Consider the following 24460-nt stretch of genomic DNA (forward strand, 5'->3'; position numbering starts at 1 on the left):
GAGTCGATCCATGCGACCAAGGTCGGAGGGATCGCATCGTTCCCCGGGCCTATGCTGCGGCCAGCAGCCAAGGGTTCTGGGAGGGGCCGTGCGCTACGAAGACATCTACCGCCGTTCGATCGAACAGCCCGAGGAATTCTGGGCCGAGGCCGCCCAGGCCATCTACTGGCACAAGCCGCCGCAGCAGATCCTGCAGTACGACAACCCGCCGTTCCGGCGCTGGTTCGTAGGCGGCGAAACCAACCTCTGCTACAACGCGGTCGATCGCCACCTTGCGCAGCGCGCCGACCAACTCGCCCTCGTGGCCGTCTCCACCGAAACCGGCGTGACGCGCGAGATCACCTACGCCGAGCTGTATCGGGAGGTGAATGCGTTCGCCGCGGTGCTGAAGGCGCTGGACGTCGGCCGCGGCGACCGCGTGGTGATCTACATGCCCAACATGGCCGAGGCGGTCTTCGCCATGCTCGCTTGCGCACGCATCGGCGCGATCCATTCGGTGGTGTTCGGCGGCTTCGCCGCGCACAACCTCGCGCTACGCATCGACGACGCGCAGCCCAAGCTCCTGATCGCCGCCGACGCGGGCAGCCGCGGCGGCAAGGTCATTCCGTACAAGCCGATGGTGGACGCGGCCTGCGCCGAAGCCCGGCATGCGCCTCCGAAGGTGCTCATCGTCTCGCGGGGCCTGGATGCCGCGCAGCCGCGCGTGGCGGGGCGCGATGTCGATTACGCAAAGCTGCGCGCGGCGGTGGGCGAGGCGGAGGTGCCCATCGAGTGGCTCGAATCGAACGAGCCGAGCTATCTGCTCTACACCTCCGGCACCACCGGCAAGCCGAAGGGCGTGCAGCGCGACGTGGGCGGCTACGCGGTGGCGATGGCGCAGTCCATGCGCACGGTGTTCGACTGCGCGCCGGGGCAGGTGATGTTCTCCACCTCCGACGTGGGCTGGGCGGTGGGGCATTCGTACAACGTCTACGGCCCGCTGATCGGCGGCTGCACGTCGCTGCTCTACGAGGGCCTGCCGACGAACCCCGATCCCGGCATCTGGTGGGCGCTGTGCGAGCAGTACGGCGTGCGCACGATGTTCTCCTCGCCCACGGCGATCCGCGTGCTGAAGAAGCACGACGTGGATTTCATTCGCCGGCATGATCTGTCGCAGCTCAAGTACCTGTTCCTGGCCGGCGAGCCGCTGGACGAACCCACCGCGACCTGGATCAACGGCGCCCTCGGCAAGCCGGTGATCGACAACTACTGGCAGACCGAGACCGGCTGGCCCGCGCTCACGCTGTTGCCCGGCGTGGACATGAAGCCGGTGAAGTTCGGCTCGCCCGGCTTCCCGAACCTGGGCTACCGCATGAAGGTCATCGACGAGCAGAGCGGGGCGGAGGTGGCTCCGGGGCAGAAGGGCGTGCTGGTGATCCAGCCGCCGCTGCCGCCGGGCTGCATGAGCACGGTGTGGAACGACGATGCCCGCTTCCTGCAGAGCTACTTCAGCCATTTCAAGGAGCTGCTGTACAGCTCGCTGGATTGGGCGATCCGCGACGAGGAAGGCTACACCTTCATCCTCGGCCGCACGGACGACGTGATCAACGTGGCCGGGCACCGGCTGGGGACGCGCGAGATCGAGGAGGTGATCGCCGGCCACCCGTGCGTGGCGGAGGCGGCGGTGATTGGCATGCACGACGAACTCAAGGGCCAGGTGCCGGTGGTCTTCGCCACGATGAAGGTGGCCCCGCAGGATGCCGCCGGCGCGGCGCGCGAACTCCAGCAGTGCGTGGCCGACCAGCTCGGCGCGGTGGCGCGGCCGGCGCATGTCTACATCGTCAACGCCCTGCCCAAGACCCGCTCGGGCAAGCTGCTGCGCCGCTCGTTGCAGGCGCTGGCCGAGCAGCGCGACCCGGGCGATCTTTCCACCCTGGACGACCCGGGCGCCCTGGACGAAATCCGCCGGGTGCTCGGCCGCTAGCGGCCCCGGCCGCGCCTGGGGCGGGGGCCACGCCACCGCCCCGGATGCTGCTACGCTTGGCCCCGGCGCGTGGGAAGGCGCGTCCACAGGGGGACAACATGGGTTTTGCAAAGACCGAGGCCGGCCGCCAGGAGATCGAGGCGCGCACCCGTCGTTTACCGACCGCGCTGCGTTCGATCCTGCTGATGGTCGATGGGCAGCGCAGCGACACCGAACTGCGTTCACTGATCGACGGACTGAAGGCACCACCGGATGCGCTCGAGCAGCTGCTCGACCTGGGCCTGATCGCCGATACCTGGAACCTGGCGACCGGCAAGCCGGTGGCCCGCAGCGCGGCGCCCGCGCCTGCGGCGGCATCGGTGGCCGCCGCCATGCCGCCGGCGACCGGGCCGGCCGATACAGCGCCGCCTGCCGCCGCACCGCCGCCACGCGACGCCGCCGGGGAATACCGCTGGCTCTACGACCGGATGAGCGGCGCCGTGGGGCGCTACCTGGGTCTGAAGGGCTACTTCCTGCAGCTCAAGGTCGAGCGCTGTACGGACGTGGCTTCGTTGCAGGCGGTGCTGCCGGACCTGGTGGCCGCCCTGCGCAAGGCCCGGGGCGACGCATTTACCGAACAATGGCTGGAGGAAACCCGTCAGCCCGTGTCGTCCTGAGCGCGACACGGGCCGGTTCGCGGATCAGGCCAGGCCTTCGGCCTTGAGCGCGGCCTGCACGTCCGCGTCCTGGCTCATGCGCGCGAAGAACGCGTCCAGTGCGTCCAGGCCGGACAGGTCCACCCCCACCTTGCGCGCCCAGCGCAGGGTGACGAACAGGTAGGCGTCCGCGCCGGAGCGCTCGCCGGCCAGCCAGGCGTGCTCGCGCAGGCGCGCGTCCACGCGCTCGAACAGGCCGCGCAGCTTCTTCAGCGCGTCCTGCTTGCTGAGGTCGATGTACTTCTCCTCGCCCAGGTAGGCGGTGGCCCCGAAGATCGGCTTGAACGCCGGGTGCAGGTCGGCATTGATGAAGGCGATCCAGCGGGCGATCTCCGCGCGGCCGCGGGCGGTGCCGTCGCCGCCCAGGCCCGAGAGCGGCGCGGTATCGGCGATGTAGCCCAGGATGGCGGCGTTCTGGGTGAGCACCCAGTCATCCACGGTCAGCACCGGCACGGCGCCGGCGGGGTTGAGCTTGAGGTAGGCCGGCGACTTCATGCGCTCGGCGTCCATCACTTCCAGCTCGAACGGCAGGCCCGACCAGCGCAGCACGATGTGGTCGGCCAGCGAGCAGGCGCCGGGCTTGGTGTAAAGCTTCATGGGAACTCCGCGGTGGATGGACCGCGCATTATCCGCATGGCGCCGCGTGATGGCAGCGCCGGGCCGGCACACGTTGCGTGGCGACCGGCCGGTGGGCTGGCCGCGCGTCAGGACGCGCGCGGGCGCAGCTTCTGCACTCTATAGAAGGTGTGGTCGCCGATCGTCGCCACCTGGTAGGCGTTGCGCCAGCTCGGGCTGGCGATCGCGCTGGCGGCGAAATGGCTGGCGCCCGGCACGATTTCCTTGCGCTGGCCGATCGGCAGCGCCCAGTTCTGCTCGGCGGCGAAGGCCACATCGACGGCCTTGTTCCAGGCCTCGTTGTTCTTCAGCTCGGTACCGGGGGCGACCAGCGTCGGGGCGAACTGCTTGCGCGCGGTGACCACCTCGCACATCGAATCGCCCCACAGGCCGCTGTCGAGACGGCGCAGGGCGACCTCGGCGACGGCCTGCTGGCCGCGAAGGGTCTGGTCGCGGGCTTCCAGGTACACGGTGGTGCTCAGGCACAGCGAATCGGCGGCCGGCTGCGGCAGTAGCTGCGACAGCCAGAGAATCCAGGCCAGTTTCATGAGACTCCTTGCTCCGTATGGGTCGGCACCGGCTTCTCCTCCAACGCAGAGGCGGAGGCAGGCGGGTCACGACTTGGCGTCATGGGGAGGCGGCCAGACGGGCCGCCCGAGTTCCGGCCGGAATGTGAGGAGGCCGGGGGGGCCGCCGAACTGGGGGCGGCCCGAAAGTGCGCGCAAGGTAGACGGCCATCACGCAACGCCGCGTGAATGCGTCAGCTTGACATCCGGGGTCCGGGCGGGGCCCGTGGACTGCCCGAAACGGGCACCGCGGCGCCCGTTCGCAAGGCGCGGCAGCCCTCGCGGCCGCCGCGCGTGGGGCGATCAGAGGGCCGCGGCGAGCCGGCTGCCCTGGTCGATGGCGCGCTTGGCGTCCAGTTCGGCGGCCACGTCGGCGCCGCCGATCACGTGCACCGAAGCACCCGCGGCCTGCAGCGGCGCCAGCAGGTCGCGGCGCGGCTCCTGGCCAGCGCAGATCACCACGTGATCGACCGGCAGGGTCTGTTCCTGGCCATCGATGCGGATGTGCAGGCCTTCATCGTCCACGCCCAGGTACTCGACGCCGCCGAGCATCTTCACGCGCTTGGCTTTCAGCGTGGCCCGGTGGATCCAGCCGGTGGTCTTGCCCAGGCGCGCGCCGGGACGCCCCGGGCTGCGCTGCAACAGCCACACCTCGCGGGCCGGGGCCTCGGGCCGCGGCGGCAGCAGCGCGCCGCGGGCCTCGAAGGTGGGGTCCACGCCCCATTCGGCCATCCAGCGGCCGGCCTCCAGCGAAGGCGATGGGCCGTCATGGACCAGGAACTCGCCGACATCGAAGCCGATGCCGCCCGCGCCGATGATGGCCACCTTCTCGCCCACCGCCACGCGCCCGAGCAGCACGTCGAGGTAGGTGACGACCTTGGGGTGGTCGGCGCCGGGGAAATCCACCCCGCGCGGCGTGATGCCGGTGGCGAGCACGACCTCGTCGTAGCCCGACAGCTCGGCGGCGTCCACCGCCGCGCCGAGCCGCTGCTCCACGCCGGTGGCCTGCAGCTCATGGCCGAAGTAGCGCAGCGTCTCGTGGAATTCCTCTTTGCCCGGGATGCGCTTGGCCACGTTGAACTGGCCACCGATCTCAGGCGCGGCGTCGAACAGCGTCACCCGGTGCCCGCGGCGCGCGGCCACCGTGGCGCAGGCCAGACCGGCCGGGCCCGCGCCGACCACCGCGATGCGGCGCGCTTGCGCCACCGGCAGGTAGTTCAGTTCGGTCTCGTGCGCGGCGCGCGGATTGACCAGGCAACTGGCCAGCTTGTTCTCGAACACGTGGTCCAGGCACGCCTGGTTGCACGCAATGCAGGTATTGATCGCCTGCGCGCGGCCGCTGCGCGCCTTGTTCGCCCACTCCGGGTCGGCGAGCAGCGGGCGTGCCAGCGACACCATGTCCGCGCCGCCGCTGGCCAGGATGCGCTCGGCCACGTCGGGCATGTTGATGCGGTTGGTCGCCACCACCGGCACGCCCACCTCGGGCTTGAGCTTGGCGGTGACCCCGGCGAAGGCCGCGCGCGGCACCGAGGTGGCGATGGTCGGCACGCGCGCTTCGTGCCAGCCGATGCCGGAATTGATGATCGTCGCGCCGGCCGCTTCCACGGCCTTGGCCTGGGCGACGATCTCCTCCCATTGGTTGCCTTCCTCGACGAGGTCCACCAGCGACAGGCGGTAGATGATGATGAAGTCCGGCCCGCACGCCTCGCGGATGCGCCGCACGATCTCCACCGCGAAGCGCATGCGCCGTGCCGCGTCGCCGCCCCAGGCGTCTTCGCGACGATTGGTGCGCGGCGCGGTGAACTCGTTGATGAGGTAGCCCTCCGAGCCCATCACCTCCACGCCGTCATAGCCGGCCTCGCGCGCCATCCGCGCGGCACGGGCGTAGGCGTTGATCTGCCGCTCCACCCCGCGCGCCGACAACGCGCGCGGCGTGAACGGATTGATCGGCGCTTTCAGCTTCGAGGGCGCGACCTGCAGCGGGTGGTAGGCGTAGCGGCCGGCATGCAGCAGCTGCAGGCAGATCTTCGCGTCGTGCGCGTGCACCGCGCGGGTGAGCTGGCGATGCGGGCGGCCTTCCCAGGGCCAGGACAACTTGCCGCCGAACGGCTTGAGCCAGCCGACCACGTTCGGCGCGAAGCCTCCGGTGACGATCAGCCCCACGCCGCCAGCGGCGCGTTCGGCGAAATAGGCGGCCAGGCGCGGGAAGTCGCGGGCGCGGTCTTCCAGGCCGGTATGCATCGAGCCCATCAGCACGCGGTTGCGCAGGCGGGTGAAGCCCAGGTCCAGCGGCGAGAACAGGTGCGGGTAGGCGGGGGCGGAAACGGGCGTGTCGGCGGGCATATGGATACGCTGGCGTACGGATGCCCCCATTGTCGGGGATCGGCACGCGTTCGCAAAGCCCGGCCGCCTCGGCGGCCGGGCAGGGTGGCTACCAGCCCGCCAGCGCCAATTTGCCGATCGTGCGGCCGGACTCCAGCCGCCGGTGCGCCTCGCGCAGGTTGGCCGCGTTGATCGGGCCCAGCACCTCGGTGAGCGTGGTGCGCAGCTCGCCGGCATCGACCAGGCTGCCGACGCGGCCGAGGATGCGGTGCTGCTCAATCATGTCGGCGGTGCGGAAGCGCGCGCGGGCAAACATCATTTCCCAATGGATGCCGATGCACTTGGCCTTGTACGGGTCGCCGATGCGCAGCGCACCACTCGGTTCGACGATCAGGCCCACGTGCCCCTGCGGCGCGACCAGCTCGCCCAGCGCATCCCAATAGCGGTCGGTGTCGGCGAGGTTGATCGCCGCATCCACCTGCTCGATGCCGAGCGCGCGCAGCTGCGGCGCCAGTTCCCGGCGATGGTCGATGACGTGGTGCGCGCCCATCTCGCGGCACCAATCCACCGTCTGTTCGCGCGAGGCCGTGGCGATCACCTCGAAGCCGGCATGCCGCGCCAACTGGATCGCGATCGAGCCCACGCCGCCGGCACCGGCGATCACCAGCAGCCGCCGGCCGCGGTTGTGCGCATCGTCGAAACGGTAAGGCATCCGCTCGAACAACAGCTCCCACGCGGTGAGCGTGGTCAGCGGCAGCGCGACGGACTGCGCGAAATCCAGCGTATCGGGCTTGCGCCCGACGATGCGCTCGTCCACGCAGTGGAACTGCGCATTGGCGCCGGGGCGCGTGATGTCGCCGGCGTAATACACCGCATCGCCGGGGGCGAAAGCGGTCACGTCCGGGCCGACGGCCTCCACCACGCCGGCCGCGTCGTAGCCAAGCACCTTCGGCTGTGTTTCCACCTGCGGCTTGGGCGCGCGCACCTTGGTGTCGACGGGATTGACCGACACCGCCAGCACGCGCACGAGCAGGTCGTGGCCGGTCGGCGGCGGCGGGGCGGGGAGGGTGACGTCTTCCAGCGAGTGCGGGTCGTCGATGGGCAGATACCGGGTCAGGGCAACGGCTTTCATGGCACCTCCAGGGCCTGGACGAAGCGGGCGCACGCGCCCGCCGGAACCCCAAACCTAACCGCTCGGCGGTGCTGCGGTCACGCCGGCCCGGCAGGTGGAAAAATCGTCGAGATGATTTTTCACACTGCCCGCGCGGATAATCTGGCGCAGCCTTTCATGAAGCTGTATACGTAGGATCCAGTGGGTTTTCCGCCCTTCGGGGAAGGCCCACTTGTTATATGACCGTTAACGCGGTCTTCACTTAAGCGAGCTTAATCTGCGCCGCGATGGCGTGCGGAACGGCCGTCTGGATGTGACGAGACATCTGAACTGAACCATGCCTCTATCGGTTTTATACCCCCGAAACAAGGAGCTGTATTCATGAACAAGAAAATCCTCACTGCCGCGTTGCTGGGCGGTCTGGCCGTTGCCCAGGCTGCCTCCGCGCAGGAGTTTGATGATCGCTGGTACCTGACAGGTTCGGCAGGCTTCAACTTCCAGGACAGCGACCGCACCACCAATGATGCTCCGTTCGTCACTCTGGGCCTGGGCAAGTTCGTCAGCCCGAACTGGTCGATCGACGGTGAACTGAACTATCAGAACCCGAACTTCGACGCCAACCAGGATCTGAACTGGAGCCAGTACGGCATCTCGTTCGACCTGCGCCGCCACTTCATCCAGGAAGGCCGTGGCTGGAACCCGTACCTGCTGTTCGGCGTGGGCTACCAGAAGACCGAGGAAGAGTACGACGCGTTCCCGAACCCGAACTCCCCCGGCCAGCGCAAGGACGGCGAGTTCGCCGCCAAGGTCGGCGTCGGCCTGCAGACCACCTTCGACAAGCGCGTCGCCGTGCGTGCCGAAGTGGCCTACCGTGGCGACTTCGACGACCAGTCGATCGCCGCTCCGGACGAGAGCTGGTTCGGTGACGTGCTGGCTTCGGTCGGCGTCGTGATCCCGCTGGGCCCGCCGCCGGCCGCTGCCGTGCCGCCGGCCCCGGTCGCGCCGAGCTGCGCCGACCTGGACGACGACGGCGACGGCGTCAACAACTGTGACGACAAGTGCCCGAACTCGCAGCCCGGCCAGACCATCGGTCCGGATGGTTGCCCGGTTCCGGTCTCCATCGACCTGAAGGGCGTGAACTTCGACTTCGACAAGTCGAACCTGCGTCCGGACGCCGTGGCGATCCTGAGCGAGGCTACCGAGATTCTGAAGCGTTACCCGGATCTGCGCGTGGAAGTGGCCGGCCACACCGACCTGTGCGGCAAGCCGGACTACAACCAGAAGCTGTCGGAGCGTCGTGCGACCGCGGTGTACAACTATCTGACCCAGAACGGCGTTGACGCCGGTCGCCTGCAGGGTCCGATCGGTTACGGCGAGAGCCGTCCGCTGGAGTCGACCCCGGATACCTTCCCGGCCTGTAAGAGCGAGAAGAACCGTCGTACCGAGCTGAACGTCCAGAACTAATCCGGACGCTTCACGTCTCACGCAAAGCCCGGCGAAAGCCGGGCTTTGTTTTTGCGCCGATGCCCGCGGCGGCGTCGCGAAAAAAATTTGCCGCGTGAATGGCGAATCGCGCACCCGCGCACGCTCGCAGCGGTTGAAAGCCCCGTCCGCGCTGCCTACACTCGCCGCGTCACCCACCCCACGGAATTCCGATGCTGCGTATCGCTGCCTTGGCCGGACTGATCGGTCTCGCCCTCGTTCCCGCCGCCCATGCCGCGACCAACTGCGGGCCCTCGCCGGCCGCCGCACCGCTGCCGCTGCCGGCCACGGTGATAGCGCCGGCCGCCTCGGAACTGTTTACTCGCAATGGCCAGCTCGGCATGCCGTCCGGCGTGCTCGCGCAGCCCTTCAGCGCCGACCAGTCGGTGGACCGCGTGCTGCTGCGCCTGCGCGTGGAAGGCTGCCAGGACATCAGCAAGGCCCTGCCGGCCGGCAGCCCCGCCAATCCGAACGACCCGGCCGCCTACAAGCCGCAGACCGCGTTCGACAACACCCCGTGGCGCTTCAACATGAGCCAGGACGGCAAGCGCATGACCGCCGAGGAATTCGACGCCTGGATGAAGGCGCGCGGCGTGCGCGTGGTCAAGGCGCGCCCGGCTGCCCCCGCCGCCGCCGCACCGGCCGCGGACACCAAGCCGGCCGAGTCGAAGTAAGGCCGCTCACCGCATGGCCGCGAACCGGCGCCCGCCGCCGGCTTCCCGGCCTCGCCCTCCCGGCCGCGGCGACGTCGCGGCCCCGCGCCACGGCCTGGCGCGCACGTTGTCCAAGCTGGGCGTGTGCTCGCGCAGCGAAGCGGCGCGCTGGATCGCCGAGGGCCGCGTGCGGGTCGATGGCCGCATCGTCCGCGACCCCGAGTTTCCGCTGCCGCAATCGCCTGACCTGGCCGCGCGCCTCCACGTCGATGGCCAACCCCTGCAGGGCCCCGCGCGGCACTACCTGATGCTCAACAAGCCGCGCGGGCTGGTGACCACCGCGCGCGACGAGCAAGGGCGCGACACCGTCTACCGCTGCTTCGATGGCGCCGGCCTGCCCTGGCTGGCGCCGGTCGGGCGGCTGGACAAGGCCAGCGAAGGCCTGCTGCTTTTCAGCAACGATCCGCAATGGGCGGCGGCGATCACCGACCCCGCGCGCGGCCCGGACAAGACCTACCACGTGCAGGTCGACCAACTCCCCACGCCCGCGCAACTGCAGGCCATGCGCGACGGAGTGGAGGAGGGCGGCGAGGTGCTGCGCGCCCGCCGCATCGAGGTGCTGCGCCAGGGCGAACGCAACGCCTGGCTGGAAGTGGTGCTCGACGAAGGCCGCAACCGGCAGATCCGCCGCCTGCTCGCCGCCCAGGACATCGGCGTGCTGCGGCTGGTGCGCGTAGGCATCGGCACGCTGGCCCTGGGCGACCTCGCCAAGGGCGCCTGGCGCGCGCTGAGCGAGCCGGAGTGGCGCGCGCTGGTCGAGTGAGTGGCGTGCAACCCGGCGCGACCTGCGCGCGCCGTCACGCTTGCCGCGTGCGCCATCCGGGCAGATCGGCATCGTGGCCGCCGCGGCGGCCGGGGCCGGCCTACACTGCGGTCATCTCTGGGGAGAGACGACCATGTGGGGAATCGCTATGCGGCCGTGCGCCGTCCGACCGCTCGCCTTCGCGGGCCTGTTGCTGTTGACCGCCTGCGCCACGCATCGCCCGGCGCCGCAGGCCGCCGCCACGCCCGTGCCGCCTGCCGGCGAGCGCGATGCCACCGGCGCCTACCGGTTCAACATGACCCAGAACGGCCGGCGCATGAGCGCCGACGAGTTCGATGCGTGGATGAAGGCGCGCGGCATCCGCGTGGCCAAGGGCGCGCCGGCGAAGGCCGCGCCGGCCCGTGCCGTGGCGCGGGCGAAGCCCTCGTCCGGCCAGGCGGCCGCGCGCGCCACCGCGCCGGCGAAGCAGGCCACGCAGCCCAGGCCGCCCGTGGCGAAGACAGCCACACCGCCGCGCCCGGCGGCCGTCGCCCAGGCCAAGCCGAAGGCAAAAGCGCCTCCCAAGCCGGCGGCCAAGGAAGTCTCCCAGGCGCGCGCGCCGGCCAGGCAGGGCAGCGGCGAGGGCTGAGCCCCGCCGGTTCGATCAGTCCTTCAACACACCCAGTTCGCGGCCGATGCGGGTGAACGCGTCGATCGCCTGGTCCAGCTGCGCGCGGCTATGCGCGGCGCTGATCTGCGTGCGGATGCGCGCCTGGCCCTTGGGCACCACGGGGAAGAAGAAGCCGATCGCGTAGATGCCTTCCTCCAGCAGGCGCTGCGCGAAGCGCTGCGCCAGCGGTGCGTCGTACAGCATCACCGCGCTGATCGGATGCACGCCGGGCTTCACGTCGAAACCGGCGGCCACCATCTTCTCGCGGAAGTAGGCGGTGTTCTCCACCAGTTGCTCGCGCAGGTCGCCGGCCGCTTCCAGCATCTCGAACGCCTTGATGCCGGCCGCCACCACGTGCGGCGGCAGCGAGTTGGAGAACAGGTAGGGACGCGAGCGCTGGCGCAGCAGCTCGATCACTTCCTTCTTCGCGGTGGTGAAGCCGCCCAGCGCGCCGCCCATGGCCTTGCCCAGCGTGCCGGTGAAGATGTCGATCTTGTCCAGCACGCCCTTGACCTCGGCCGAGCCGCGCCCGGTCGCGCCGAGGAAGCCGGTCGCGTGGCATTCGTCGATGTGGACCAGCGCGTTGTACTTCTTCGCCAGCGCGGTGATCTCGTCCAGCGGCGCGATGAAGCCATCCATCGAGAACACGCCGTCGGTGGTGATCAGCTTGGTCTTGCAGCCGGCCGCATCGGCGGCCTGCAGTTGCGCTTCCAGGTCGGCCATGTCGCAGTTGGCGTAGCGGAAGCGCTTGGCCTTGCACAGGCGCACGCCGTCGATGATCGAGGCATGGTTGAGCGCGTCGGAGATGATCGCGTCGTGCTCGCCCAGCAGCGGCTCGAACAGGCCGCCGTTGGCGTCGAAACAGGCCGCGTAGAGGATGGTGTCCTCGGTGCCGAAGAAATCGGCGATGGTCTTTTCCAGCTGCTTGTGCAGGTCCTGCGTGCCGCAGATGAAGCGCACCGACGCCATGCCGAAGCCATGCGTGTCCAACGCATCCTTGGCGGCCTGAATCACTTCCGGGTGGTCGGCCAGTCCGAGGTAATTGTTGGCGCAGAAGTTCAGCACCGTGCGGCCGTCGGCCAGGGTGATCTGCGCCGATTGCGGGCTGGTGATGATGCGTTCGGACTTGAACAGGCCCTGCGCGCGGATGGAATCGAGTTCCTCGGCGTAGTGCTGGGTCAGGGAGGCGTCGGTCATGGCGGGGGCTTTGGCAAGGCGGAAAGCGCCGATTTTACCCTGCCCGCCCTGGCCGGCCCGGCGCCTCATTCGCAATGGCTATAAGCGCCGCGTGTTTGGTCATTTCCCCGCCTCCATGTGCGGTTGCAGCATCGTCGCTCCATGGGCGAAGGGGGCTTCGCCCGCCTACCGGAGAGACGGGGAATGCACGCAACACAGGCAGGCGCAGGTGCGAAGCGTTGGGGGCGCAGGACGGGGCTGGCGCTGGCCTGTGCGTTGGCGGCCGTGCCCGGCTGGGCGCAGGCGGCCCAGCAGCCCACGGTGGAAGAACTGCAACGCCGCCTGGAAGCGCTGGAGCGGCGCCTGGGCGCGGCGCCCGCCGAGGCGCCGGCCGGCGAAGGGCTGGCCGACCTGGACCAGCGGCTGCGGGTGATCGAACGCAAGCTGGAGATCCAGGACGAGGAGCGCGTGGCCAAGGCCAAGGAGACCCCGGTGGTGGCGGTCAACGACAAGGGCGCCTCGCTCAAGTCCGCCGACGGCGCCTACGAGATCCGCCTGCGCGGCCTGCTGCAAGGCGATGGCCGCTTCTACATCGGCGACGACGCCGTGCCGCAGAACGACACCTTCCTCATCCGTACCGCGCGGCCGATCATCGAAGGCTCGCTGGGCAAGCTGCTCGCCTTCCGCTTCACGCCGGAGTTCGCCGGCGACAGCGCCAGCATCGTCGATGCCTATTTCGACGTGCGTTTCGATCCGGCCTACACGCTGCGCGTGGGCAAGTTCACCTCGCCAGTGGGCCTGGAACGCCTGCAATCCTCCGCCGCGCTGGCCGACACCGAGCGCGCGCTGCCCAGCGAACTGGCGCCGAACCGCGACATCGGCGTGCAGCTACAGGGCGAAGTGGCCGGCGGCACCTTCAGCTACGCGGCGGGCATCTACAACGGCACCGTCGACGGCCGCGACGCGGTCACCAGCAATCCGGACAACGAGTTCGAATATGCCGGCCGCGTGTTCTTCGAGCCGTTCAAGAACGACGCCAGTGCGTGGTCCGGCCTGGGCTTCGGTATCGGCGCCAGCGTCGGCGACAAGCAGGGCGTGGGCAACAACTTCCTGCCGCGCTACCGCACGCCGGGCCAGGTGCAGTTCTTCAACTACCGCAGCACGGCGGCCGCCGACGGACGCAACTTGCGCTGGTCGCCGCAGGGCTACTACTACCACAACGCCTTCGGCCTGCTCGGCGAGTACATCGTGTCGCGACAAGAGGTCGCACTCGGTGCCAACCGGGCGGACCTGGAAAACAAGGCGTGGCAGGCAACCGCGAGCTATGTGCTGACGGGCGAGGACGCAAGTTATCGTGGCGTGACGAAGCCTTCCAACCCGTTCGGCAAGAACGGTGGATGGGGTGCATGGGAAGTGGTGGGCCGGTATGGTGTACTGGAAGTGGACGACGCCGCGTTCCCGCTGTTCGCCAGTGCCGATGTGGCGGCGCGCCGCGTCGAGGCGTGGACGTTCGGCGTCAACTGGTACCTCACCAGCAATCTCAAGCTGGTATTCAATTATTCGCAGACGCGTTTCGACGGTGGCGCGCTCAACGGCGGCGACCGCGAAGACGAGAAGGCGGTGATCTCCCGCCTCCAGGTGGCCTTCTGACCATGGAGAACAATCCGGTGAAGACAATCAAGACGACCACGGCCCGCTGGGCCACCCCACTGCTCGCGGCGCTGCTCACCGTGGCGCTGGTCGGCCCGGCCACCGCACGCGACGTGCAGTTGCTCAACGTGTCCTACGACCCGACGCGCGAGCTCTACAAGGATTACAACGCCGCCTTCGCGAAGCACTGGAAGGAGACCAAGGGCGACAACGTCACCGTGGAAACCTCGCACGGCGGCTCGGGCAAGCAGGCACGCGCGGTGATCGACGGCATCGAGGCCGACGTGGTGACGCTGGCGCTGGCCTACGACGTGGATGCGGTCGAGCAGAAGGGCAAGCTGATCCAGCCCGGCTGGGAAAAGCGCCTGCCCGACAACAGCGCCCCGTACACCTCGACCATCGTGTTCCTGGTGCGCAAGGGCAATCCGAAGAACATCAAGGACTGGCCGGACCTGCTGCGCTCGGGCGTGTCGGTGGTGACGCCGAACCCGAAGACCTCCGGCGGCGCGCGCTGGAACTACCTCGCCGCCTGGGCCTACGCCGACCGCATCTTCAAGGGCGACCGCGAGCGCACGTTGAACTACATGCGCGCGCTGTTCCGCAACGTGCCGGTGCTCGACACCGGCGCGCGCGGCGCGACCACCACGTTCGTGCAGCGCGGTATCGGCGACGTGCTGCTGGCCTGGGAGAACGAGGCTTTCCTGGCGCAGGAGGAACTGGGGCCGGACAAGTTCGAGATCGTGGTGCCGAAGCTGTCGATCCTGGCCGAGCCGCCGGTGGCGGTGGTGGACAAGAACGTCGACAAGCACGGCACCCGCGAGGTCGCCGAGGCGTACCTGAAATACCTGTACTCGCCGGAGGGCCAGAAGATCGCGGCCAAGCATTACTACCGTCCGCGCCATCCCGAGTTCGCCGACCCGGCCGACGTCGCGCGCTTCCCGAAGGTGGAACTGGTGACGATCCAGACCGCGTTCGGCGGCTGGGAGAAGGCGCAGGCCGAGCACTTCGCCGACGGCGGCCTGTTCGACCAGATCCAGGCGAGCAAGTAGCCGATGGCGGTACCTGCCGTCTCCACGCCGCGGCCCGCGCCGCGGCGCCGGGTGATCCCCGGGTTCGGACTGAGCCTGGGGATCACGTTCGTCTGGCTGGGGCTGATCGTGCTGATCCCCTTGGTAGGCGTGTTCGTGAAGACCAGCGGGCTCGGCTGGGCCGGCATCTGGCAGGCCTGGACCGAGCCGCGCGTGCTTTCCGCGTTGCGCGTCAGTTTCGGCACCGCGCTGGCGGCGGCGGCGTTCAATGCGCTGATGGGCACCTGGGTGGCCTGGGTGCTCGTGCGCTACCGCTTTCCCGGCAAGCGCCTGTTCGACGCCATGATCGACCTGCCGTTCGCGTTGCCCACCGCCGTGGCGGGCATCGCGCTGACCGCGCTGTACGGCGGCAATGGCTGGATCGGCCGCTTCCTGGAACCGCTGGGCATCAAGGTCGCCTATACGACGCTGGGCATCACGGTGGCGCTGGTGTTCGTGGGCCTGCCGTTCGTGGTGCGCGTGGTGCAGCCGGTGCTGGCGGAAACCGAGAAGGAACTGGAAGAGGCTGCCGCCACGCTCGGCGCCGGCCGCTGGCAGACGGTGTTCGGCGTGGTGCTGCCGGCGTTGTGGCCGGCGGTGCTGACCGGCTTCGCGCTGGCGTTCGCGCGCGGCGTGGGCGAATACGGTTCGGTGATCTTCATCGCGGGCAACCTGCCCAACGCGACGGAGATCGCGCCGTTGCTGATCACCATCCGCCTGGAAGAATTCGATTACGCCGGGGCGACCGCAATCGCCGCGGCGATGCTGCTGCTCTCGTTCGTGGTGCTGTTGCTGCTGAACGGGCTGCAGGGCTGGATGCAGCGCAAGGGCCGGTAGTAGGGCAGGATGAACCAGATCGCCTCCGACCTTCCCGTTCCGCTGCAGGAGTCCGCCATGCCGGTGCGCCGCACCCGCGATGTCGTCGCCCGTGCCACCAGCGAGCCGGCGTGGGTGCGCGCCCTGCTGATCGCCGGCGCCCTGCTGTTCCTGCTCGGCTTCCTGCTGCTGCCGCTGGTGCTGGTGTTCGCCGAGGCGCTGCGCGGCGGGCTGGGCGTGTTCTGGAAGGCGATCAGCGATGCGGACGCGCTGGCGGCGATCCGCCTGACCCTCGTGGTCACCGCCATCGTGGTGCCGCTGAACCTGGTGTTCGGCGTGGCCGCCGCCTGGCTGGTGAGCAAGCACCGTTTCCCTGGCAAGCGCCTGCTGGTGAGCCTGATCGACCTGCCGTTCTCCGTTTCGCCGGTCGTGGCCGGCCTGATCTTCGTGCTGATCTTCGGCCGCAATGGCTGGGCGTGGCCGCTGATCGACGAGGGGTGGCTGGTGCAGTTGCCGATCGTCGGCGAGACCTTGGTCCAGCTGCCGAAGATCGTGTTCGCGGTGCCGGGCATCGTGCTGGCGACGACCTTCGTCACCTTCCCGTTCATCGCCCGCGAGCTGATGCCGCTGATGGAACAACAGGGCAGCGACGAGGAACTGGCTGCGCTGAGCCTGGGCGCCGGCGGCTGGCAGATGTTCTGGCGCGTCACGCTGCCCAATATCCGTTGGGGCCTGCTGTACGGCGTGCTGCTGTGCGGCGCGCGCGCGATGGGCGAGTTCGGCGCGGTGTCGGTGGTGTCCGGGCATATCCGCGGGCGCACCAACACGCTGCCGCTGCACGTGGAGATCCTCTACAACGAATACGCCTACAGCGCCGCGTTCGCCTGCGCCGCGCTGCTGGCCCTGAGCGCGCTGGTCACGCTGGCGCTGAAGTCCTACTTGGAGTGGCGCCATGGCGAATCGCTGGCGTCCAACCACCGTCACTGAGGCGAGCATGGGCATCCGCATCCAACACCTGCACAAGCGTTTCGACCAGTTCGCCGCCCTGGACGGCATCGACCTGGACATCCACCAGGGCGAGCTGCTGGCCCTGCTCGGGCCGTCGGGCTCGGGCAAGACGACGTTGCTGCGGATCATCGCCGGATTGGAGAGTGCCGATGGCGGCCAGGTGTTCTTCGGCAACGAGGACGCGACGCGGATGAGCGTGCAGTCGCGCCGGGTCGGCTTCGTGTTCCAGCACTATGCGTTGTTCAAGCACATGAGCGTGTTCGACAACATCGCCTTCGGCCTGCGCGTGCGCCGGGGCGAGGCACTCTGGCCCAAGCAGCGCATCGCCGAGCGGGTGCGCGAACTGCTCTCGCTGGTGCAGCTGCAGGGGCTGGAGAGCCGCTATCCGGCGCAGCTGTCGGGCGGCCAGCGCCAGCGCGTGGCGTTGGCGCGCGCGTTGGCGATCGAGCCGCGTGTGCTGCTGCTGGACGAGCCTTTCGGCGCGCTGGACGCGCAGGTACGCCGCGACCTGCGCCGCTGGCTGCGCGACCTGCACGAGCGCACGGGCCTGACGACGGTGTTCGTGACGCACGACCAGGAAGAGGCCCTGGAACTGGCCGATCGCGTGGCGATCCTCAACCGGGGCCGCATCGAACAGCTGGACAGCCCGGCGGCGGTGTACGACCGGCCTGCATCGCCGTTCGTCTACGGTTTCGTGGGCGAGGTGAACCGCCTGCCGGGGCGCGCCGGTGGCGGGCAGGTGGAGGTGGCCGGACATCGGCTGCCGTGGACGTCGGGCGGCGAGGGCGATGTGGCGCTATACGTGCGCCCGGAAGACCTGGCGCTCGAAGACGCCGGTTGGCCGGCGACCGTGGTCTCCACCCAGCGCAGCGGCGCGCGGTTGCGCGTGCGTGCGCGCCTGGATGCGCTGGCCGAGGAAGTGGAAGTGGACCTGCCGGCCGGCGGCGCCTCGTTCCAGGCGGGCCAGCCCCTGCACCTGGCCGCGCGTCGCTATGGGGTTTTCCCGGCGGAAACCTGACCTTCCCGCCGGTGCGCGGGACAGCCGCAAGACAGCGGCGGGACAAGGTTTCGGATGAAACAGGCACGAAAGTGACACGGGTGTTGCACTGCAACGAAACCTCGGTTAAGAATCCGTAAAAGACGGATCGACACCGCAGTTTCCTCGCCCACCCCGCCACAGGAGATGTGCCGTATGAAGAAGTCGCTGCCTTTCGCGTGCGCCGCCGTGCTCGCGCTGTCCTCGTTGTCCGCCGCCGCCTTCGCCCAGGAAGCCGAAGAGGAAGATTCGTCGGGCTTCAGCGGCACCTTCGCGGTCACCAACGACTATGTGTTCCGTGGCATTTCGCAGACCAACGAGGACCCGGCCTTCCAGGTGGGCCTGACGTACACCTCGCCCATCGGGTTGTACGTGGGCACGTGGGCGTCGAACGTGGACTTCGGTGCGGGCGACCCGGATTGGGAAGTGGACGGCTTCATCGGCTACGGGATCGATTTCGCGGAAAACTGGAACTTTGACGTGCTGGTGAACCGCTACAACTATCCGGGTGCGGGTGCGTCGAACTACAACGAGCTGATCACGAAGACGACTTTCCTGGACACCTACAGCCTGACCGTGGCTTACACCAACGATGTGTACGGCCTGGACGAGGACAGCTTCTACTACGCGCTGGGCGCGGACTGGGCGCTGCCGTCGGATTTCAGCATCGGCGTGCACGTGGGTCGCACGACCTATTCGTCGAGCCTCGACTACAAGGACTACACCGACTACAGCGTGACGGTCGGCAAGACGTGGGGGCCGCTCAACCTCACGGTGGGTTACTACGACACCGACAGCAGCGGCGAGTACGATTTCGGCAAGCAGAACTCGGATAGCCGGATCGCGGCGGTGGCTACTGTCAGCTGGCCGTAAGTTCGTTGCTTCTGGTTTCTTCGGGAAAGCGTTCTTCGGGGCGCTTTTCTTTTAGGAGCGGCTGTTCGGTGGCTACTGCATGGCGCCCGGGGGGAAGGCCTTGGCGGGGGACGCCAAAAGCGACCATCCATGGTCTTGAGCTCGTGAGGCGACATCCTGTCGCCACACGCCCCCGCCAAGGCCTTCCCCCCGGACGCCCCCCATCACCCCATCGCCGGATCGAAAAGCATGCGCCCGCCAACACCTCCGCTGGTGCGGATGCCGAGGCCGGGGAGTGAGTGGAAGCGGGGTTTCGCTTTGGATGGGGAGGAAAGCGACTGCCGCTTTTGATCTTCGTACCGCGCATGCGGGAGATCGTCGGGCGCCCGGGGGGTATGCCCCATCGGGGGCGTAGGGCGACAGGACGTCGCCCTACGAGCTCAAGACCATGGATGGTCGCTTTTGGCGTCCCCCGATGGGGCATACCCCCCGGGTGCCGCGCAACTACAACAGAAGCGCCAAGCGCGATGCCAATCAAACAACCGCATGCTTCGCTCTTCGCTGCACCGATAAAAAGGGCCGGACAAAGCCGACCCTTGTGTCTTCGTTCGGGGCCGGAAGGTCAGTTCCAGCTCAGAACGACCTTGCCAGCCTTCCCTTGCTCCATCAGGTCGAACCCCTTTTGGAAATCGTCGATCGGCAACTGGTGCGTGAGCACCTTGCCCAGCGGGAAACCCGACAGCACCAGCTGCGTCATCTTGTACCAGGTCTCGTACATCTTGCGGCCATAGATGCCCTGCACCGTCAGGCCCTTGAAGATGATCTTGTCCCAGTCGCAGCCCGCGCCCTTCGGCATGATGCCCAGCATCGCGATCTTGCCGCCGTGGTACATGCAGTCGAGCATGTCGTTGAACGCACGCGGGTTGCCGCTCATTTCCAGGCCCACGTCGAAGCCCTCCATGTGCAGGTCCTTCATCACGTCCTTGAGCGATGTGTTGGACACGTTCACCACCCGCGTGGCGCCCATGTCCGCCGCCAGCTTCAGGCGGAAATCGTTGACGTCCGTCACCACCACGTTGCGCGCGCCGATGTGCTTGCAGATGCCCGCCGCGATGATGCCGATCGGGCCCGCGCCGGTGATCAGCACGTCCTCGCCCACCACGTCGAATTCCAGCGCGCAATGCGCCGCGTTGCCGTACGGATCGAAGAACGCCGCCAGCTCCGACGGGATCTGGTCCGGGATCGGCCACAGGTTCGAGGCCGGCATCACCATGTACTCGGCGAACGCACCGTTGACGTTCACGCCGATGCCCACCGTGTTCGGGCACAGGTGCGGACGGCCGCCGCGGCAGTTGCGGCAGTGGCCACACACGATGTGGCCCTCGGCCGACACCCGCTGGCCCACCTGGTAGCCGGTCACCGCCGAACCCAGCTCGGCGATGCGGCCCACGAACTCGTGGCCGATCGTCAGGCCCGGCTTGATCGTGCGCTGGCTCCACTCGTCCCACAGGTAGATGTGCAGGTCGGTGCCGCAGATGGCGGTCTTCTCCAGCTTGATCAGCACCTCGTTGGGGCCGGGCACCGGCACCGGCACGTTCTCCAGCCAGATGCCCTTGGCCGCTTCGCGCTTGACCAGCGCCTTCATCGTTTGCGTCATTGCCGCTGAAACCCGTGGGAAAGAGAGGCGCGAATTATAAGGGCGCGCGCCCCGCCGCCCGTGCTGCACCGCCAGAACGGGACCGCAGTGCCCCGGGGCAGCGGGAGGGATGTGGGGGGGGGGGGGCGGTTACACTGCGGTCATCTTTCCAGCGAAGTTGGTGCCGATGCGTTCTACCCTGCTTGCCCTGTCCATCGCCTCCACCCTGGCCACCGGTTTCTTGGTGGCCTCCCCAGCCCGGGCGGGCGAGGGCATGTGGGTTCCGCAACAGCTGCCGGAAATCGCCGGCCCGCTCCAGAAGGCCGGCCTGAAGCGCTCGGCCGAGCAACTTTCCGACCTGACCGGCGACCCGATGGGCGCGGTCGTCGCCCTTGGCGGCTGCACCGCCAGTTTCGTTTCGCCGCAGGGTTTGGTGGTGACCAACCACCACTGTGCCTATGGCGCCATCCAGCTCAATTCCACCGCCGAGAAGAACCTCATCAAGCACGGCTTCAACGCGCCGACGCCCGCCGAGGAGCTGAGCGCAGGTCCGAACGCCCGCATCTACGTGCTCGACGAGATCACCGACGTCACCACCCAGGCCCAGGCCGCGCTCGCCACCGCCGGGGCCGATGCGCTCAAGCGCACGCAGGCGCTGGAAGCGTTCGAGAAGGCGCAGATCGCCGCGTGCGAGGCCGGAGGCGGCTACCGCTGCCAGTTGTTCAGCTTCGCAGGCGGCAATACCTACCGCCTGTTCAAGAACCTGGAGATCAAGGACGTGCGGCTGGCTTACGCGCCCCCCGGCAGCGTGGGCAAGTTCGGCGGCGACGTGGACAACTGGATGTGGCCGCGCCACACCGGCGATTTCTCCTTCTACCGCGCCTACGTCGGCCGGGACGGCAAGCCGGCTGCTTTTTCCAAGGACAACGTGCCCTACCAGCCCAAGCATTGGCTGAAGTTCGCCGACCAGCCGCTGGGCGAGGGGGATTTCGTCATGGTCGCCGGCTACCCCGGGCGCACCAACCGCTATGCGCTGGTCAGCGAGTTCGAGAACACCGCGCAGTGGACCTACCCGACCATCGCGCGGCACTACGAAAACGTGATCTCGCTGGTGGAGAAGGCCGGGCAGCAGAACCCGGATATCCGGGTGAAGTACGCCAGCACGATGGCCAGCTGGAACAACACGAGCAAGAACTACGAGGGCCAGCTGGAAGGCTTCAAGCGCATCGACGCCGAAGGCCAGAAGCGCGCCGAGGAAGCCGCCGTGCTGGGGTGGCTCAAGGGTCAGGGGGCCAAGGGCAAGGCCGGGCTGCAGGCGCACGCGCAGCTGGTGTCGCTCAACACGCAGGCCCGCAAGACGCAGGCCCGCGACCTGGTGGTGGGCCAGCTCAACCGCACCGGCGCGCTCGGCGCGGCCACCACGCTCTACCGCCTGTCGCTGGAACGTGCCAAGCCCGACGCCCAGCGCCAGGGCGGTTACCAGGAACGCGACCTGCCGCAGATCGAAGGGGCGATGAAGCAGATGGAGCGCCGCTACGTGCCGGCCATGGACCGCCAGCTGCAGGCCTACTGGCTGAAGGAATACGCCGCCCTGCCGGCGAACCAGCACCTGCCGGCGATGGACCAGTGGCTCGGGGGCGACGTCGACGCGGCGGTGGCACGCCTGGACGGCACCCGTCTGGGCAACACCGAGGAACGCCTGAAGTGGCTCAAGGCCGACCGCGCGGCCTTCGAAGCCAGCGACGACCCGGCGATCCGCTACGCGGTGGCGGTGATGCCGGCGCTGCTGGCCTTGGAGCAGCAGGAGAAGATCCAGAAGGGCGAGCAGCTCAAATACCGCCCGGTGTACCTGCAGGCGCTGGCCGACTACAAGAAGAGCCAGGGCGAATTCGTCTATCCGGACGCGAACCTGTCGCTGCGCATCACCTTCGGCAACGTGAAGGGGTACGCGCCCAAGGACGGCGTGCAGTACACCCCGTTCACCACGCTGGAAGGCGTCGTGGCCAAGGAGACCGGGGCCGAGCCGTTCGATTCGCCCAAGGCGCTGCTCGACGCGGTGAAGGCCAAGCGCTACGCCGGCCTGGAGGACAAGCGCCTGGGTTCGGTGCCGGTGGATTTCCTCTCCGACCTGGACATCACCGGCGGCAACTCCGGCTCGCCGGTGATGGATGCGCACGGCAAGCTGGTCGGCCTGGCGTTCGACGGCAACTGGGAATCGGTGAGCAGCAACTGGGTGTTCGACCCGGCGATGACCCGCATGATCTCCGTCGATAGCCGCTACCTGGAATGGATCATGCGCGAGGTCGCTCCGGCGCCCCAGCTGATCAAGGAACTGGGCCTGCGGCCCTGAGCCGGCGCCGCGGCGGTCCGGAAGGCCCGCCGCAGCGGTTATGATCGCGATCCCCGCGCCGGCGCCGCCGGCGCGTTCCCCCAGGAAACCTCCCGCATGCGCATCCTGCTTGCCCGTCACGGCGAGACGCCGTGGAACGCCGAAGGCCGCTACCAGGGCCAGATCGACATCCCGCTTTCGCCGGTGGGCGAATCGCAGGCGCGCGCGCTGGGCGAGCGGCTGAAGGACGTACGCATCGACCGCGCCGTGGCCTCGCCGCTGACCCGGGCGCAAACCACCGCGCGCTTCGCGCTCGGCCCGGCACGCGAAGGCATGCTGACGCTGGATGCCGACCTGCAGGAAATCGCCCACGGCGAGTGGGAAGGCTTGCTGGCCAGCGAGATCCACGACAAGGACCCGGCGCGCCTGCGCGCCTGGCGCGAAGAGCCGGACACCGTGCTGATGCCCGGCGGTGAATCGCTGCGGCAGGTGTTGGAGCGTTCGTGGCGCGGCCTGGCCGCCGCCGCCGAAGGGCTGGGCGCGGACGACACGCTGCTGGTCGTCGCGCACGACGCGGTCAACCGCGTGCTGTTGTGCAAGGTGCTGGGCATCCCGCTCTCGCGGCTGTGGACGTTCCGCCAGGCGCCGACCACGCTCAACCTGCTGGAAGGCGAAGACGTGGAGCACCTGGAAGTGGTGCGCCTGAACGATTGCAGCCACCACACGCCGTTCTTTGGCGAGGCCAAGCACCGCGCGCTCTGACGCACCGCGCCGGGCTGCGACACGCGCGCGCGTCAGGTCTTTCCCGATGCCGCGCCTGGTGCCGATGACGTAGGCTGGTGGCGCCGCGGACGGTGTCCGTTGCGGCTGTCGCCTTGTCGTTTGCCGCCATACGTCTCCCGTCCGATGCCTTATTACGCCTCGAACCAGGAATCACGGGCGAAGGCTCGTGCCTTCGTGCGTCGCATCTACCCGATGCGCAACCTCGGTGTGCTGCTGCTGTGCGTGCCCTATGTGTCCGTGCTGCTGGAACAGGGCTCGCTCGGGCGCCATGCGGTGCTCGTGGCGTTGAACGTGCTCGTTTGGCCACACGTGGCGTTCGCGCTGGCCTTGCGCGCGCGCGACCCCATCGCCGCCGAACACCGCAACCTGGTGGCCGATGCCGCTTTCGGTGGTTTCTGGATCGCCGCCACCCACTTCAGCCTGGTGCCCGCCACGGCGATGCTGAGCATCCTGGCCGCCGACCGCCTCGCCGCTGGCGGCTGGCGCCTACTCGGTCGCGCGTCGCTGGCCTGCGTGCTCGTCCTGCTGCTGACCGGCTGGGCGGTGGGCTGGCGCTTCGAGCCGATCGCCTCCACGCGCACCATTGCCTGTTCGCTGCCGCCGATCTTCATCTACATGCTGGCGCTGAGCCATGTGGGCTACCAGCTGGCGCGCCGCATCGCCCAGCAGAACCGCCAGCTCGACCGCCTCAACCTCACCGATCCGGGCGTGGACCTGCCGAACCGGCGCTTCTTCAATGCGCGCGCGCAGGACATGGTCGCCTCGGCACGCGCCAGTTCGGCGGCCACGCCGGCGGTGTTGTTGATGCTGGACGTGGACGGCTTCAAGGCGATCAACGACCGCCACGGCCACGTGGCCGGCGACGAGGTGCTGCGCGAGATCGCCCGGCTGCTGCGCGAGCAGGCCGGCACCACCGGTTTCCCGGCCCGGCTGGGCGGCGACGAGTTCGCGCTGCTGCTCGGCGCCAGCCTCACCGAGGGCGAGCGGGTGGCCGCCGAACTGCGCGAGGGCGTGGCGATGCTGCGCCTGCCGAACTGGCCGCAACTGCACGTCGGGGTGAGCATCGGCGTGGCACCGTTGGCCTCGCACCATCGCGGCATGGACGAATGGCTGGGCGCGGCGGACCGCGCCATGTACGTGGCCAAGGCCTCCGCGCGCCTGCGCCGCTGAGCCCACCCACTGCCCGGGCCGCGGCGGAACCGGGATAATGGCGCGGTTTTTTTCAGCC

Annotated in this window: 20 protein-coding genes and 1 pseudogene; 15 read left to right on the plus strand and 6 right to left on the minus strand. The window is 68.8% G+C overall.

Going from position 1 to position 24460, the window contains the following annotated elements; all coding sequences use genetic code 11:
• Window positions 1-88: 88 nt before the first annotated feature.
• On the plus strand, window positions 89-1963 hold the full coding sequence (gene prpE, locus P6166_RS05325) for a propionate--CoA ligase (RefSeq protein WP_277763466.1): 1875 nt from the start codon (window positions 89-91) through the stop codon (window positions 1961-1963).
• 98 nt (window positions 1964-2061) lie between these two features.
• The gene (locus P6166_RS05330; protein ID WP_277763467.1) at window positions 2062-2619 is read left to right on the plus strand and encodes a hypothetical protein; all 558 of its coding nucleotides are present in this window, start codon (window positions 2062-2064) and stop codon (window positions 2617-2619) included.
• 24 nt (window positions 2620-2643) lie between these two features.
• Here the strand turns inward: P6166_RS05330 and P6166_RS05335 are convergent, their stop codons facing one another.
• The 4 genes from P6166_RS05335 to P6166_RS05350 all read right to left on the minus strand — a co-directional run bounded on the left by P6166_RS05335 (window position 2644) and on the right by P6166_RS05350 (window position 7293).
• Window positions 2644-3255, minus strand: a complete 612-nt coding sequence (locus P6166_RS05335) for a glutathione S-transferase N-terminal domain-containing protein (protein ID WP_277763468.1) — start codon at window positions 3253-3255, stop codon at window positions 2644-2646.
• Between the two features lie 107 nt (window positions 3256-3362).
• Window positions 3363-3821 (minus strand): cell wall hydrolase, encoded by a 459-nt coding sequence (locus P6166_RS05340; protein WP_277763469.1) that lies wholly within the window; start codon window positions 3819-3821, stop codon window positions 3363-3365.
• A gap of 321 nt (window positions 3822-4142) precedes the next feature.
• Window positions 4143-6182 (minus strand): NADPH-dependent 2,4-dienoyl-CoA reductase, encoded by a 2040-nt coding sequence (locus P6166_RS05345; protein ID WP_277763700.1) that lies wholly within the window; start codon window positions 6180-6182, stop codon window positions 4143-4145.
• 88 nt (window positions 6183-6270) lie between these two features.
• A complete protein-coding gene (locus tag P6166_RS05350) occupies window positions 6271-7293 on the minus strand; it encodes a zinc-binding alcohol dehydrogenase family protein (RefSeq protein WP_277763470.1) in 1023 nt (340 codons plus the stop codon).
• A gap of 360 nt (window positions 7294-7653) precedes the next feature.
• On the opposite strand from P6166_RS05350, the gene P6166_RS05355 reads away from it, so the two are divergent.
• The 4 genes and pseudogenes from P6166_RS05355 to P6166_RS05370 all read left to right on the plus strand — a co-directional run.
• Complete coding sequence (locus P6166_RS05355) at window positions 7654-8736, plus strand: OmpA family protein (protein WP_277763471.1); 1083 nt, start codon at window positions 7654-7656, stop codon at window positions 8734-8736.
• Between the two features lie 191 nt (window positions 8737-8927).
• Entirely contained in the window at window positions 8928-9428 is a 501-nt protein-coding gene (locus tag P6166_RS05360; protein ID WP_277763472.1) for a hypothetical protein, read from the plus strand.
• A gap of 13 nt (window positions 9429-9441) precedes the next feature.
• Window positions 9442-10230, plus strand: a complete 789-nt coding sequence (locus P6166_RS05365; protein WP_277763473.1) for a pseudouridine synthase — start codon at window positions 9442-9444, stop codon at window positions 10228-10230.
• Between the two features lie 148 nt (window positions 10231-10378).
• Window positions 10379-10603 (plus strand): annotated as a pseudogene (locus P6166_RS05370) (hypothetical protein); the annotation flags it as partial.
• Window positions 10604-10873: 270 nt separating this feature from the next.
• On the opposite strand, the gene kbl reads toward P6166_RS05370, so the two are convergent.
• A complete protein-coding gene (kbl, locus tag P6166_RS05375; RefSeq protein WP_277763474.1) occupies window positions 10874-12076 on the minus strand; it encodes a glycine C-acetyltransferase in 1203 nt (400 codons plus the stop codon).
• 264 nt (window positions 12077-12340) lie between these two features.
• On the opposite strand from kbl, the gene P6166_RS05380 reads away from it, so the two are divergent.
• The 6 genes from P6166_RS05380 to P6166_RS05405 all read left to right on the plus strand — a co-directional run bounded on the left by P6166_RS05380 (window position 12341) and on the right by P6166_RS05405 (window position 18505).
• On the plus strand, window positions 12341-13705 hold the full coding sequence (locus P6166_RS05380; RefSeq protein WP_277763701.1) for a porin: 1365 nt from the start codon (window positions 12341-12343) through the stop codon (window positions 13703-13705).
• 26 nt (window positions 13706-13731) lie between these two features.
• Window positions 13732-14754, plus strand: coding sequence for a sulfate ABC transporter substrate-binding protein (locus P6166_RS05385; protein WP_277763702.1), 1023 nt, complete (start codon window positions 13732-13734; stop codon window positions 14752-14754).
• 3 nt (window positions 14755-14757) lie between these two features.
• Complete coding sequence (cysT, locus tag P6166_RS05390) at window positions 14758-15609, plus strand: sulfate ABC transporter permease subunit CysT (RefSeq protein WP_277763475.1); 852 nt, start codon at window positions 14758-14760, stop codon at window positions 15607-15609.
• Window positions 15610-15666: 57 nt separating this feature from the next.
• Window positions 15667-16575, plus strand: coding sequence for a sulfate ABC transporter permease subunit CysW (cysW, locus tag P6166_RS05395; protein WP_277763703.1), 909 nt, complete (start codon window positions 15667-15669; stop codon window positions 16573-16575).
• Between the two features lie 7 nt (window positions 16576-16582).
• Entirely contained in the window at window positions 16583-17614 is a 1032-nt protein-coding gene (locus P6166_RS05400; protein WP_277763476.1) for a sulfate/molybdate ABC transporter ATP-binding protein, read from the plus strand.
• A gap of 174 nt (window positions 17615-17788) precedes the next feature.
• Entirely contained in the window at window positions 17789-18505 is a 717-nt protein-coding gene (locus tag P6166_RS05405; RefSeq protein WP_277763477.1) for a TorF family putative porin, read from the plus strand.
• A gap of 601 nt (window positions 18506-19106) precedes the next feature.
• Here the strand turns inward: P6166_RS05405 and tdh are convergent.
• On the minus strand, window positions 19107-20141 hold the full coding sequence (gene tdh, locus P6166_RS05410; RefSeq protein WP_277763478.1) for an L-threonine 3-dehydrogenase: 1035 nt from the start codon (window positions 20139-20141) through the stop codon (window positions 19107-19109).
• Between the two features lie 166 nt (window positions 20142-20307).
• Here tdh and P6166_RS05415 point away from each other — a divergent pair, with 166 nt between their 5' ends.
• The 3 genes from P6166_RS05415 (at window position 20308) to P6166_RS05425 (ending at window position 24402) form a co-directional block, all read left to right on the plus strand.
• The gene (locus tag P6166_RS05415) at window positions 20308-22470 is read left to right on the plus strand and encodes a S46 family peptidase (RefSeq protein ID WP_277763479.1); all 2163 of its coding nucleotides are present in this window, start codon (window positions 20308-20310) and stop codon (window positions 22468-22470) included.
• Between the two features lie 96 nt (window positions 22471-22566).
• Entirely contained in the window at window positions 22567-23211 is a 645-nt protein-coding gene (locus tag P6166_RS05420) for a histidine phosphatase family protein (protein ID WP_277763480.1), read from the plus strand.
• A gap of 195 nt (window positions 23212-23406) precedes the next feature.
• Window positions 23407-24402 carry a diguanylate cyclase gene (locus P6166_RS05425; RefSeq protein ID WP_277763481.1) on the plus strand — a complete coding sequence of 332 codons (996 nt, stop codon included), beginning with the start codon at window positions 23407-23409 and terminating at the stop codon, window positions 24400-24402.
• Window positions 24403-24460: the final 58 nt, after the last annotated feature.

Source organism: Stenotrophomonas sp. HITSZ_GD (assembly GCF_029543105.1).
In the GTDB taxonomy this organism is placed as follows: Bacteria; Pseudomonadota; Gammaproteobacteria; order Xanthomonadales; family Xanthomonadaceae; genus Stenotrophomonas_A.